Origin of the sequence: Pontibacter populi, from assembly GCF_019336435.1 — a bacterium.
In the GTDB taxonomy this organism is placed as follows: Bacteria; Bacteroidota; Bacteroidia; order Cytophagales; family Hymenobacteraceae; genus Pontibacter; species Pontibacter humidus.
Genome location: NZ_JAHWXQ010000001.1, coordinates 1,026,105 through 1,039,872, shown reverse-complemented (window position 1 = coordinate 1,039,872; position 13,768 = coordinate 1,026,105). Strand labels below are relative to the sequence as shown.

The following is a 13,768-nucleotide window of genomic DNA, read 5'->3' as shown; positions in this document are numbered from 1 at the left end:
ACTTTAAATTGAACGCGCAAACTCACTATGAAAAAACATTTACAGGCATTTATGTTGCAGGCTTTCTGTTGCAGCTTGTTATGCTTACCAGGCCTGCATGCAATGGGGCAGACAACCAAAAAAACACAGTCTGTACCTGCAAAAAAAGAGCTGAACGCACTGCGGGTAACATCAACACCTAAGATTGACGGGGTATTGGACGAGCCTGAATGGCAGCAGGCCCAGATCGCTACCGATTTTATTCAGAACAGGCCGAACCCGGGCCCGAAGGAAAGATACCCTACCCAGGTAAAGATACTGTATGATGATGCTGCCCTTTACATTGGTGCCGTAGTTCAGGATGCTTCACGCGACAGCATTTTCGATAACCTGAGTGGCCGCGACGATACAGGTAATTCTGACTTCTTTGGTGTTTTCCTGGATACTTATAACGATGAGATAAACGGCTACGGCTTTTTTGTAACACCTGCCGGTGTGCAGCTTGATGCCCGTTACTCTTCGATTGGCGAAGATTTCAGCTGGAATGCTGTATGGGAGAGCAATGCAACTATAGAAGGCAACACTTGGTTTGTAGAGGTCAAAATTCCGTATTCGGCCATCCGTTTCAGTGAGCGGCCAGAGCAGTTGTGGGGCCTTAACTTTATGCGCAACCGCCAGTCTACGCGTCAGGGTTATTTCTGGAGCCACGTTGATCCGGCAAAAGATGGTTTCGTGAACCAATGGGGTTTGCTGAAAGGTATTAAGAGTATTACACCACCGGTGCGCCTGTCGTTTACGCCATATGTTTCTGCCACAGCAGAGCGTTTTCCGAGCGGGGCCAGCGGCTCCGACCGCACAGAGTATAAAGAGGAGGTTAAGTTTAGTGGCGGCATGGACCTGAAGTATGGTATCAGCGATGCGTTTACTCTCGACATGACGCTGGTGCCTGATTTTAGCCAGGTACAGTCCGATAACCAGGTACTTAATCTTTCGCCATTTGAGATACAGTATAACGAGAACAGGCCTTTCTTTTTAGAAGGTACAGAACTCTTTAACAAAGGTGGATTCTTTTACTCGCGCAGGGTAGGTGGCTTTCCTGTAAACTTCGGCAAGGCCGATGATGACCTGCCGGAGCATGTTATAGTTGCTGAAAATCCCATTGAAACCAAAATGATCAACGGTACCAAGATCTCGGGCCGTACAAAGTCAGGGCTTGGTGTGGGTGTGTTTAATGCTGTAATTGGCAGGGCCTATGCCACGCTCCGAGATACACTAACAGGTGCTGAGTTTGAGCGTGAAGTGCAGCCGCTTACCAACTATAATGTAGCAGTACTGGACCAGACACTCAAAAACAACTCCTATGTTACCCTTGTAAACACCAACGTAATGCGCCAGGGCAGCACCTACGATGCCAACTTAACAGCATTCCTTTTCAGGCTAAACACTAAGGATAACAAATACGCAGTAGATGGCAGAGCCGCCCTGAGTCAGCAATATTTTACCAACGATACCAAACTGGGCTATACCTATAGTGTAGGAGCAGGCAAAACAAGCGGTAAGTTTACCTATAACTTTAACCACTCCGTTGAGTCTGATACCTACAACCCTAACGACCTGGGCATTCTGTTCTCTAATAACAGTATGGAGGAAACGGTAAATTTTAACTATAACATTTACCAGCCTTTCTGGAAGTTTCTGAACATGTACACCAATATTGGTGCAATCTATGCGCGCAGGTATAAGCCTGATACTTTCCAGAATTTTGTGATCTTCTCGAACCTGAATGCCACCCTTAAAAACTTTACAGCTGTCGGACTATACGCAAACCTGGAGCCTGTTAAAACTTACGACTTTTTTGAGGCACGTGCAGCAGGCTGGTACTACGAATATCCGGTAAACTATAGCGTTGGTGGTTATGTATCTACCAACTATAGCAAAAAGTTTGCGCTGGATGTAAGTATGGATTACCGCAAATTTGATGATCGCGGAAACAGAAATAACTTCAGTTACCAAGTGTCTCCGCGCTTCAGGGCAGGTACTAAGCTCTTATTGGTTTACAGGTTTAACAACGGGTATCGCCACAACGATATCGGATTCGCTAAAAACCTGAGGGGCGAGAAGAATAAATTTACACTGCAGGAGATTAAGGGAGATAGTATTGTATTCGGATTGCGGGCTGTAGATGAAATATCGAACAGCTTGCAGGTGGAATATACCTTTAACAACCGTATGTCTTTGTCGCTGGTGGCCCGCCATAACTGGTACAAAGTAAACTATAGAGACTATTTCATCTTGAATAAAGATGGCAAAATTGCCGAAACTGACTATAATCCGGCACATTACAATGCAAACCATGACCTGAATGCCAATTACTTTAACCTGGATATGGTGTATTCATGGTGGTTTGCACCTGGTAGTGAGTTAGCAATTGTCTGGAAAGATGCCTTCCGGGAAGAAGTGCATACACTGAAATCGCGCTATTTTGATAACGTAAACCATACGTTCAGCTCACCGCAATCTAATATGCTGTCTGTAAAAGTACTGTACTACATCGATTACCTGACCCTGAAAAACAAATTCGGGAAAGGCAGATTGTAATTTAAAACCAGCAGGCAGAATACAGTTGGCTGAATTGAGATCGCCTTCCAACCTCGAAACTATAGTTGGTAACGCTTTATGCTATAGTTATCTGCTAACATATTTTGAAAACGAAACCGCTTTAAACAAAAAAGGCTCTGATTAGTCAGAGCCTTTTTTGTTGGGTTATAGTTTAGCTTAATGCTGCACTACTATTCGTTTTACAATAATCTCGTCGTTCTTCTGAATGCGCAGCAGGTACATGCCCGATGCAGCAGAAGTGAGGTCTACCTGGGCTTCATACTGGCCGTTATAGTTGTCTATGCTTCCTTTGCGCATGGTGTTACCCAGCATATCATAAACGGTAAAGGTTACCACATCATCCAGCGCGAGTTCACCTTCAATTGTAAACATGCCTTTGCTTGGATTAGGCGATACTACAAACTCTTTTCCTAACGCAGCTTTTTCCGGCTTATAAGAGAAGCGATACAGCTGAGATCTGTCCGATACGCAGCCGTCTTTCTGAATTTCTACGGTGTATTCTCCACTCTCCTGAGGAGAGAACTCCTGGGCAGTAGCTCCAACTATAGCTATTCCGTTCAGGAACCACTGGTTACCTTCTGCTGCACTGGAGCGCAACTTCAGACCTTCGCGGGAAACTACCGGCTGCGCAAGTGGCTCTGTACCTTTAACCGTTACCTCTTTGCGCTCGCTCTTACAACCCAGGGCTTTCACTTTTAGGTCGTAGAAGTAATAGAAATAGGTATTGGTATCGGTACCTGCAGTGTTTCCGGTTATCAGGAACACATTTGGTATACCCAGCGGGTAAGGTACGTTTGCCTGGTTGTTTCTATAGATCGTAGCATCCTCGCCGTAAGAAATGGCAATTCTATAGTCGCCGGCTTCTGGCAGCATTAAGCCCAGGTAATATACCTGTCCCTGGTCCATCGGGTCGTTAGCTTGTACTCCCGGTGCCGGGTTCGTTCTGGTTGCTGTTACTTCCAGTGTTTTTTCAGACACCTGCACGTTATTCTGGTTATAAACCGTAAAGGTGATCTTACCACTATGACCAATATATAACCTGGCACTTTCCAGCATCATCGGGGCGTACGCCTTAACGGTTACATCCGGAGTAAACTGGTTATAACCACCCAGCGGCAGGTCAGATTTTTTCCTGTAACCCACGGTCGCGCTGAAATCATTAAGAGCAGCAAACATTTTAGTGCCTATACTTTGCTTCGGTAACTGTAACTGGTTTCCGGCGGCTACAGGTTGCGTATCGGTAGCAGAAGTATACCAGTAAATAGTGCCGTTTCCGGAGCCTGTTAACGAGTAATTGGGCGTATCGCCGCAACGGAAAACAGAAGCCTCCGGCGCAGGTTCAGGATTCGGAACCGTAAAGCTGGCACTTATTGTATTGTTTGCAGCCTGTGCGTCATCCTGTAAGGTAGTTACTGCCTCCAGTTCATAAGTAGCACCGGCTTCGGTAGCAAAAGAAGTAAGTGTCAGCTCAGCTTCGCGCAAAGGATTTATAGTTCCTTTATAAACGGTAGTAAGCTGAGAGATCTCTTTACCGTTTTTGCGCACTTTTACAGTTACCGGTATGTCACTTATTGGTAGGGCACCATTGTTACGGATCTTTACCACGATAGCTTGTTCCGGGCTGGCGCATATGGCCTGCCCGGCTGTGCTTACCAGTATAGCTTCAATGTCTTTTGCGGGTTTGCTAAGCTGTACTACATAGTCCTGGGTTTCGCCATTTGCGTAAGCGCCGCATGGGCTTACACTGGCCGCATCGGTAGTTTCAGATAACACAATACGCATACGTACTTTGCTGCCTGTTCTAGCTGATGCTGGCGTTTTAAGCGCGGCAGTTATAGTTGTGTTATCTGTTATTACTCCCGATACTGCAACCTGCTCGTCAGCATCTGCGAAGCTACCGTTCCCGTTCCAGTCTATGAATACCTTCGCTATTTTGCTGGCATTTGTGGTGCAGGTGCCTGGGGTTATAGCTATCGTTCTGGTCTGGCCGCTTTCCAGCGTAAACAGTGATTCGGTAAAGTTGCTGTAGGTAGTGCAGCCAGGCGCGCGTGTAGGCGATATTTTTGTGCCATCTATCGTTACGCTTTCGATGCGGGCTCCCTGGTCTGAGGTGGGAGCAGAGGTACAGTAAGTGGTACCGCCAATGCCACTGGCAACCATAGAATACGCCTGCAGGCCTTTTGCAAGTGCGCCTTTATGACGAACATAGATTTTGTATGTTTCGCCGGGCACAGCATTCGCTATAAATACCTGCTCTACGTTATCGAGTTTGTTATCGCCGGGTGTAGCTGCAGCTGCAGGATTTGCCGGGTCCATGGTCCATGGCCGGTAGTATGTTCCGTTGCGAAGTATGAGCAGGTCCAGGTCGTTTACCAGGCGTGGTGTTCTGTTGTTAACAAGGTTAGATACTACCGGCGATGCTTCCGGGTCTGTCCAGGAGATGGTAACTATAAGCGGACCTTCGCCTGAGGCTACCACATCAAAACTATAAACTTCATTGTTCTGCAACAGACGCTCTGCCAGCAGGTGCTTCGGGTTAGGAGAAGCTTTTGCAGCTGTGATAACCGTTGCGGCACGTGTCATGTTCAGCAATCCCCAGCCATAAATATAATCAGGGCCAGGCGCGTTGCCTGCTTCGTTGGCGGTATGAATCACAAGCCCTTTAAGGGTGGCTGCACGCATAACACTGCCGCCCATTACGTTAGAATAGTGTTCCTGCAATAAAAGTAACGACCCTGCCACGTTCGGCGACGCCATTGATGTACCGCTATACTGCGCATAAGCCGTATTGCTTGTTCCCACTGAAGACATTACATTTACGCCATTTCCTACAATATCCGGCTTAATACGGCCATCATCGGTCGGCCCCCAGCTACTGAAATCTGAGATCTGCACATCTGAAGATTGAATGTACCCGTTTGCGATCGGGTTTACAGCGCCAACTGTGAGTATATTTTTGGCATTGCCATACGTCGAGATTATATCGTAGCCATCGTTGCTGCTAAGCCCCTCGCTGCGTGAAGTTACGAGGTTAAAAGCGCCGCTACTGGATCTTTGGAAGTATGGCTGACCAAGCGCAGGGCCGTTTTCGTTGCGGTTATTACCCGACGACTTAACTATAAGATAATACGGTGCTTCAAAAGCTATCTGGTCCCATTTAGCAGTGCTGTTGTCATAAAAACCGAACCTATAGTCTTCGGTAGCACTGATGGCGGTGTTGCCCCACCATTCCCAGTAAGGGTCTGTGGCGGTCCCTTTTCTGTCGGAATTATAGCGCCATCCGGTAATAGAACCATACGAGTGGTTAGAGATCAGCAAATCTTTTGCGGCGGTTGCCATTTCAGAAACATCGCTGTTAAAATCGTAGGCAGCCAGCATTTTGTTGCCAAAAGCCATCCCTTTTGCCAGCTTGTTCACGCCCGAAGCAATCATGGTTCCGGCCACGTGTGTGGCATGGTCATCTATATCCGAAGGTTTATCTTTTTGGTCTACACGACCTGTAAGCTCCTGGTGTGTTTCGCGGACCTTGCCACCATCCCAGAGGCCAAGTTTATTCGCCACAGCACTTCCGGAGCCGCTTAGTGTAAGGCCCAATGACCCACCTGCCCAGAGCTGGTCGGTGCCAACAGTAGCAGCTGCCCGGGCGTTGTTATAGGTAATGTAATAAATAGGCATTCCCTGCGAGTCAAGGCCCTGCAAAGAAATGCGGCTACCATCCGGATAAGCTTTCTCAATAACCCAACCTTGTGCTTTCGCTATTTTAAGCGCTTTGGCTCTGTTCGCTTTGTAATCTTTTGCTGCTGCGGTTGCAATCTTGTCCAGCTTTTTCAGATTTGTGCGTACTTCTGTTTGTTGGGCAAGTGCCGAAGTGGTCGTAGCCAGGGAAATGACTGCGAGCCAGAGGCTTAATCTTCTCATAAACGGGTAAAAGTAATAGTCATATAGTTGCTTCAGTTACTACTTAAGCTATAGAAAGCCAAAGTTGTTCCTGCTAAGATATAATTTTTTTAAACGGTTTATAACAATGGTTATAGGAGAGGGGCAAATAAAAAAGCACCGGTAGTAGCCGGTGCTTTTCAAAACTATAGTTGGGAGGTTTTATCTGCGGATGAACTGGGCGTAATCTTTGGCAAAATAGGTAAGAATAATGTCGGCTCCGGCGCGTTTTATACTTGTCAGTACTTCCACCATTGCTTTTTCACCATCTATCCAGCCATTCTGGGCAGCAGCTTTTACCATGGCATATTCACCACTGATATTATAAGCTGCAATTGGCAGATGCGAGTTCTCACGGAGCAGTTTTATGATGTCCAGGTAAGCTAAAGCCGGTTTCACCATCAAAAAGTCTGCGCCTTCCTGGGTGTCCAGTTCGGCTTCTATCAGGGCTTCGCGGCTGTTGGCAAAGTTCATCTGGTAGGTTTTCTTGTCACCTTTTTTAGGGGCTGAGTCCAGGGCATCGCGGAACGGACCGTAGAAAGAGCTGGCGTACTTGGCTGTGTAGCTCATAATGCCAACTTTGTTATAACCGGCATCATCCAACACTTTCCGGATATAGCCAACACGGCCATCCATCATATCTGAAGGACCAACTATATCAGCACCAGCCTGCGCCTGTACCAAGGCCATCTTGCCTAAAACCTCCAGGGTTTCATCGTTCAATATCTCGCCGTTCTCTACAATACCATCGTGGCCATCCGAACTATAAGGGTCCAGGGCTACGTCAGTCATCAGTACTACATCCGGGAAATTCTTCTTTATCTCGCGTATCGCTCTCGGGAAAAGGCCATCCGGATTGTGGCTTTCGGAGGCCATTTTATCTTTCAACTGCTCCGGTATGCTGGCAAAAGGAGCAAAGGCTTTTACGCCCAGTTCCACGCAGCTGTTCACTTCTTCTAAAAGGGTATCGATGGAGAAGCGGTTAATGCCAGGCATAGAGCTGATCTCTATTTTCTTGTTCTGGCCTTCAATTATAAAAAGGGGAAAAATGAAGTCGTTCAGGCCCAGGGTAGTTTCTTCCACCATGTTCCGGATAACTTCACTCTGACGGTTACGTCGTGGTCTTCTGGTCATCATATCTATATCAAATAAATATAAAAAGCGTGTAAATCAATGTACTGCAAAGGTACGAGTTAATTGCTGATTGTTGAATTGTTAAATTGTTTTAATCCTGCTGCAGTACAAAAAACAGGAATTGGCAGGCGATTGTTTTAAACTATAAAAGCGACACCAAGGCGCCGCTTTTATAGTTTGCATGTAAGTTATAGTTGCTTAAAAATTCATCAGTACCGATTCTATAATATCGCAGCACTCGTGCAGTTGCTCTTCGGTAATAACTAGTGGCGGTGCAAACCGGATGATGTCGCCGTGCGTTGGCTTGGCCAGCAGGCCTTTCTCCATCAGCAGCACGCATACATCCCAGGCCGTACGTCCATCTACCGTTGGCTCAATGATCACAGCGTTTAGTAAACCACGACCACGAACTATAGTTACCAGTTCCGGGCGCTCCATTTTTATCTGTTCCATGCGCTCCCTAAAGATATGGCCCAGTTTATATGCGTTTTCGGTCAGCTGTTCATCTTTAATGACATCCAGGGCTGCCATGGCAACGGCTGCAGCCAGTGGGTTACCACCAAATGTAGAGCCATGTTCGCCCGGATTTATGCACAGCATGATATCATCATTAGCCAGCACACACGAAACCGGAAGCACGCCACCAGATAAAGCTTTACCAAGTATCAGAATGTCGGCTTTTACATCATCATAATAAGTAGCCAGTAATTTTCCGGTACGGCCGATACCTGTCTGTATCTCGTCGGCCATAAACAGCACGTTGTACTCTTTGCAAAGCGCGTATGCTTTAGCCAGATAACCTTCGTCGGGTACCATAACGCCGGCTTCACCCTGAATTGGCTCTACCAGGAAACCACAAACGTTCGGGTTCTCTTTTAAAGCCAGCTCTAAAGCATCGGTATCGTTATAAGGTATTACTTTGTAGCCCGGCATATAAGGTCCGAAACCTTTGGTAGAATCCGGGTCGGTAGAGAAAGAGATGATGCCGGTGGTACGGCCATGGAAGTTGTGCTCTACCACTATGATCTCGGCAGTATTTGGTGCCAGTCCTTTTTTGGTGTAGCCCCACTTGCGCGCCAGTTTTATGGCAGTTTCTACGGCCTCGGCCCCCGAGTTCATGTATAGGGATTTGTCGTAACCGAAATACTCGCAGATGTACTTTTCAGCGATGCCCAGCTTATCGTTATAAAAAGCCCTGGAGGTAAGTGTAAGTTGCTGCGCCTGCTCGGTAAGTGCGTTTATAATGCGCGGGTGGCAATGACCCTGGTTTACGGCACTGTAGGCCGACAGAAAATCGTAGTAGTGCTTGCCTTCTACATCCCAGAGGTGTACGCCTTCGCCACGGGTAAGTACAACGGGTAGCGGATGGTAGTTGTGAGCGCCATATTTATGCTCGATATCGATGGCTTCCTGGCTCGATGAAATGGTAGGTGTGTTCATAGTTTTTAACGTAAGCTCTTGTTCAGGCGTGGATATACCTTTGCCGTTATACTTTTACATAAAAAAAAGTTTATTGTTGTAAATGTAGCAAAACCCGCACTGAATTAAAACTATGACAACTATGCGCGAGGTGCCTGCCTCAGGTAACGGCCAACTATAGCTTCAAACTCTTCGGGAGCATATTCGGCGTAGGTGTCCGTCATAATACCCAGCTTGTTATCCATTGTCCTGAAGCCGTATATTTCCCGGTGGCCTGTTGTGTCGTGTGCCTCTACGTGATGTTTTTCCAGTAGTGTAAGTTGGGCAGGGGAGACAGGAATAGAAAGCTCGGAGCAGAATAGCTGGCGCTGTTGTATGGTAAAGGTGTTTACAAAGCCTCGGGCCCGCATATCTCTAACAGCATCGGAAAGCGTTTGGTAGGTAGGCATGGGCTGATGTATTAAAGAGGAAACAGAACTATACAATAGCATAACGCTTGTAAGCGTATTGGGAGTGCGCTGAACCTGTATTTTTGGCTAACGCATCATATTTACAGATATTTGTAGGCAATACATAAGTGAAAGGAAATGCAGCCGCTAAAAGAAGGTGAAGATTATTATTTAAACGAGCAGGGGCTGATGGTTTTCACAGCAAAATACCACCTGAAGCGCGGGTATTGTTGCCAGAGCGGATGCCGCCATTGCCCGTACGGTTTCCGGAAGAAGCAACACGAAGCCGGTAAGGACAAAGACAAACTATAGCCCAACTCTAAAACTATGATCCAACTCATTGGTGTGCCCACCTTTGCCGGCGCCCTTTACCCCGGAACCAATGAAACTCCGGCAGCTTTACGCAAGCATGGTTTAAAAGAAACGATAGTAAAGTCAGGTATTGAAGTTTCGGATTTTGGGGACTTAGCGTTACCAGATTACCTGCCACGACATAACACAGCGCCGGTACGTAACTGGCCATCTCCGCGTATGGTCTGGGAAACTATAGTTGAGCAGGGTAGCAATTGGTTCGATCCTGAAAAGGTTAACCTGTTACTGGGTGGCGACTGTAGTATAGTTGTTGGGGTAGCAGATCACCTGGCAAGCCTGTACGGCGATAAACTATACATGCTGGTGATAGATGCACACGTAGATGTGGTAAAGCCAGACCCAAATGTATGTGTAGGTGCGGCAGCCATGGGGCTGTGGTTTTTAACGAACGAGAACCTGCTCTGGCAAAAGCCGGCAACTATAAAACCGCAGCAAATAACTGTACTGGCCTGCCAGGATCTACCAGCTGAAACCTACGGTATACAAACTATAAGCCTGAAGCAGCTACGCGTGAACATGCAGCACACTATAGAAACTGTGCTTTCCGGTATTCCTGCAGATGGTAAGATCCTGATCCATTTTGATGTGGATAGTATTGGTAAAGACGAAATGCCAGCTGCCTACGCACCCAGCGAAACAGGGCTAACTATAGCGGAGTGCCGCTATTTGTTAACCAGCATTGTAGCCGACCCGCGTACTATAGCTATGGAAGTGACAGAGTTCTCGGCTATAAAAGATGAGGATGGTAATAATGGTAAAAGATTAGTTGAGTTGCTACATGATGTTGTAAGTGTGGGGCTGAAAGTACGGACGGCTGAGGCTTTATAGTTGGCGTTGTTCCAACCACCCCGGTCCCTCCTTGTCTAAGGCGGGGAGCTTTACGGCTAGTGCTATAGTTTAAGCTGGAGTTTTATAGTTTCGGTATTAACCCACCCCTGCCCCTCCCGAGAGGGGAATTTCGGCTATAGTTATGATTAGAGTTGCCGTTTGTCATCCCCCTGCCCCTTCAAAGAGGGACTTTGCTTCTATAGTTATATTTAGAGTTGTAGTTTTATAGTTCCAGTCTACGAGCAGGACAGGTTTACCTGGCCCTTCGGAATTATAGCCACGATAAATCTCGGAGCTTACCGAATCAAACTTTAGATGCTGGTTACTATGCGAAAGATCTCAGTCTTTGGGTTGAGCGCCTTGTAGATTTCTGGTACCGAAGGTATTGTGAGGAACGAACAAAAGAAATGTACACCGCGCGATGCCCGAAGACGGGGCCTCCCGGCCATGAGGGCACCAAAGCTAAAAATGAAACGATAGGCAAGTAGAGCTCCCAGGATTTGAAGTGATTTGAAAGTATAGTTTGGATTAAATTGCAATTATAGTCTGTAACAATCAACCTCAACTAGAAGCTGAGATAGATTTCTCCCTATGGTCGAAATGACAAGAGAGAAGCTATAAAAAGATTAACATTCTTCTGCTTTACTTCAAATAACAACTATAAATACTAGTTTTGTAGACAGTTGCAGCTATAGAAGCAAACTGGGACCAATAAACGAGTAACTGAAAAGCAGCTTAGGAGCATTTAAAAGCGGATTCTATAAAAATATCTGCTATGGCTTTGACATTGTGTATCATTTTGCAGATATTTGCACCCCTATTGGAATAATTTAGAAGATAATATAAGATGGCACGAGTTTGCGACCTAACCGGTAAAAGACCTCAAGTAGGAAATAACGTATCACACGCTAACAATAAAACGAAGCGTAGATTTTATCCAAACCTTCAGAAGAAGCGTTTCTACATCCCTGAAGAGGATGCTTGGATCACACTGAAAGTTTCTACTTCAGCTTTAAGAACTATCAACAAGAATGGTATCACTGCTGTTCTTAACAAAGCAGTAGAGCAAGGCTATATCCTGTACTAATGGCCGCCTTCCGGCTATGCGTGCTGCTGGTTTGGGCAACTATAACAGCTGCCACGGCACAGTCGCGTATATTACCGGACAAGCCATCTGATACTTTAGATAAAGAATTTCACCGGCAACGGAGAGAGCAATTGCGTAAGCAGTTACCAGCTCGCTCCGTTGCCGTCTTTTTTGCCGCGCCCGTTCGTAACCGCTCCAATGATGTAGATTACTACTATCATCAGGACCCTGATTTCTATTATCTGACCGGTTACACTGAACCAAACGCGGTGCTTATAGTGTATGGCGAGCCGCAAACTATAGATGGCAAGCAGGTACAGGATCTGCTGTTTGTGCAGCCCAACGACCCGCGCGCCGAACAATGGAATGGCAAACGCCTTGGCGTAGAAGGTGCTTCTGCAGCACTGGGAATAGCGACTCAGCCCAACACAACCTTCAAACCTTACCTCGATAAAGCGAAGCTACAGCAGGTATACGCCAAACCGCTGCCAGCTGATGTACGCGACGATAAACGCGATAACGCTGACCTGTATAGTTTGCTGGAACAGTTTAAAGCCAAAAACCTGACTACTGATGTAAAAGCGTTGGAGCTGGTGATGGGGCAGATGCGTGAGCAAAAGACACCGGAAGAGATTAACCTGTTGCGTAAAGCCGTTTCTATTTCGGCGATGGGGCAGGTAGAAGTAATGAAGGCCATGAAGCCAGGTATGTCGGAGTTAGAGATACAAGGCCTGCATGAATTTGTGCATAATAAGTACGGCGCACACTTTGTCGGGTATCCGTCTATAGTTGGCGCCGGCAACAACGGTTGTGTACTGCATTACATCGAAAGTGCCAAGCCGACTATAGGCAACAGTGAGCTGGTGCTGATGGATGTGGGGGCCGAGTATAAAGGCTACACCGCCGACGTAACCCGAACGATACCTGCCAACGGTAAATTCTCTCCGGAACAGAAAATTATATACGAGCTGGTTTTAAAAGCCCAGGATGCCGGAATCGAACAGTGTAAAGTTGGCAATCAGTTTTCGGCACCAACACAGGCAGCACAGGAGGTTATCGCAGAAGGCCTTATAAAGCTGGGCATCATCAAAAATAAAGCTGAAGTGCGTCGTTATTTTCCGCATGGTGCCACGCACTACATTGGGTTAGATGTGCACGACGCCGGTACGTACGGCCCGTTTAAGCCAAACTCGGTGGTAACAGTGGAGCCGGGAATTTACATACCGGAGGGCAGCCCATGCGATAAGAAATGGTGGGGGATAGGCATCCGGATTGAAGATGACATCCTGATCACCGGAAAAGGCTGGGAGAACCTGTCAAAACAAGCGCCGCGAACTGTAGCCGAAATTGAAAAAATGATGGCACAGCCCAGTGCGCTGGATGATTTTGTACTTCCGGAAATCGAGTAAATTAAACTATAAACCGTGTTTTAGCGGATTTTGAACTATAGTTTTGGCGCCTGAAGCTGAACTTTGGAAGAAAATTTATAGTTTGTTTGTAGTTAAGAATTTAAGACCCTATATTTGCAGTCCCAAATAAAAAATTACTAGAGAGATGGCTAAAAAAGCAAAAGGTAATAGAATCCAGGTTATTATGGAATGCACAGAGCATAAAGCTACTGGCCTGCCTGGAACTTCAAGGTACATCACTACCAAAAACAGAAAGAATACGGCTGAGCGTTTAGAGCTTAAGAAGTATAACCCGGTGTTGAAAAAAGTAACTGTACATAAAGAAATTAAATAACCATGGCAAAGAAGGTAGTTGCAACCCTAAAGACCGCCACAGGTAAAGACTGGGCAAAAGTGATCAAAGCCGTTAAGTCGCCAAAAACTGGTGCTTACAGCTTTAAAGAAGAAATGGTTCCTGTTGATAAAGTGCAGGAAGTTCTTGCAAAGTAATACAGCCTACTCTACTATTTAGATAGATAACACGAAGAAGTCCCTGC

11 protein-coding genes are annotated in these 13,768 nt (G+C 46.5%); 7 read left to right on the top strand and 4 right to left on the bottom strand.

Going from position 1 to position 13,768, the window contains the following annotated elements; genetic code table 11:
* Positions 1-27: 27 nt before the first annotated feature.
* Positions 28-2,577 carry a DUF5916 domain-containing protein gene (locus KYK27_RS04525; protein ID WP_199108806.1) on the top strand — a complete coding sequence of 850 codons (2,550 nt, stop codon included), beginning with the start codon at positions 28-30 and terminating at the stop codon, positions 2,575-2,577.
* Between the two features lie 177 nt (positions 2,578-2,754).
* Here the strand turns inward: KYK27_RS04525 and KYK27_RS04520 are convergent, their stop codons facing one another.
* The 4 genes from KYK27_RS04520 to KYK27_RS04505 form a co-directional block, all read right to left on the bottom strand.
* The gene (locus KYK27_RS04520; RefSeq protein ID WP_199108805.1) at positions 2,755-6,516 is read right to left on the bottom strand and encodes a S8 family serine peptidase; all 3,762 of its coding nucleotides are present in this window, start codon (positions 6,514-6,516) and stop codon (positions 2,755-2,757) included.
* Between the two features lie 180 nt (positions 6,517-6,696).
* Positions 6,697-7,668, bottom strand: a complete 972-nt coding sequence (hemB, locus tag KYK27_RS04515; protein WP_199109228.1) for a porphobilinogen synthase — start codon at positions 7,666-7,668, stop codon at positions 6,697-6,699.
* 198 nt (positions 7,669-7,866) lie between these two features.
* Complete coding sequence (gene rocD / locus KYK27_RS04510; protein ID WP_199108804.1) at positions 7,867-9,108, bottom strand: ornithine--oxo-acid transaminase; 1,242 nt, start codon at positions 9,106-9,108, stop codon at positions 7,867-7,869.
* 119 nt (positions 9,109-9,227) lie between these two features.
* Positions 9,228-9,536, bottom strand: a complete 309-nt coding sequence (locus tag KYK27_RS04505) for a hypothetical protein (protein ID WP_199108803.1) — start codon at positions 9,534-9,536, stop codon at positions 9,228-9,230.
* Positions 9,537-9,674: 138 nt separating this feature from the next.
* Between KYK27_RS04505 and KYK27_RS04500 the strand changes: the two genes are divergently transcribed.
* From KYK27_RS04500 to KYK27_RS04475, 6 genes are all read left to right on the top strand, one after another.
* Positions 9,675-9,848 (top strand): DUF5522 domain-containing protein, encoded by a 174-nt coding sequence (locus KYK27_RS04500; protein ID WP_199108802.1) that lies wholly within the window; start codon positions 9,675-9,677, stop codon positions 9,846-9,848.
* Between the two features lie 15 nt (positions 9,849-9,863).
* On the top strand, positions 9,864-10,736 hold the full coding sequence (locus KYK27_RS04495) for an arginase family protein (RefSeq protein WP_199108801.1): 873 nt from the start codon (positions 9,864-9,866) through the stop codon (positions 10,734-10,736).
* 847 nt (positions 10,737-11,583) lie between these two features.
* Positions 11,584-11,823, top strand: coding sequence for a 50S ribosomal protein L28 (rpmB, locus tag KYK27_RS04490; RefSeq protein WP_162346556.1), 240 nt, complete (start codon positions 11,584-11,586; stop codon positions 11,821-11,823).
* Complete coding sequence (locus KYK27_RS04485; protein ID WP_199108800.1) at positions 11,823-13,232, top strand: aminopeptidase P N-terminal domain-containing protein; 1,410 nt, start codon at positions 11,823-11,825, stop codon at positions 13,230-13,232. Before rpmB ends, KYK27_RS04485 begins: the two co-directional genes overlap by 1 nt.
* A 145-nt stretch (positions 13,233-13,377) precedes the next feature.
* Positions 13,378-13,566, top strand: coding sequence for a 50S ribosomal protein L33 (gene rpmG, locus KYK27_RS04480; protein ID WP_163910800.1), 189 nt, complete (start codon positions 13,378-13,380; stop codon positions 13,564-13,566).
* 2 nt (positions 13,567-13,568) lie between these two features.
* On the top strand, positions 13,569-13,721 hold the full coding sequence (locus KYK27_RS04475; protein WP_162346559.1) for a DUF4295 domain-containing protein: 153 nt from the start codon (positions 13,569-13,571) through the stop codon (positions 13,719-13,721).
* Positions 13,722-13,768: the final 47 nt, after the last annotated feature.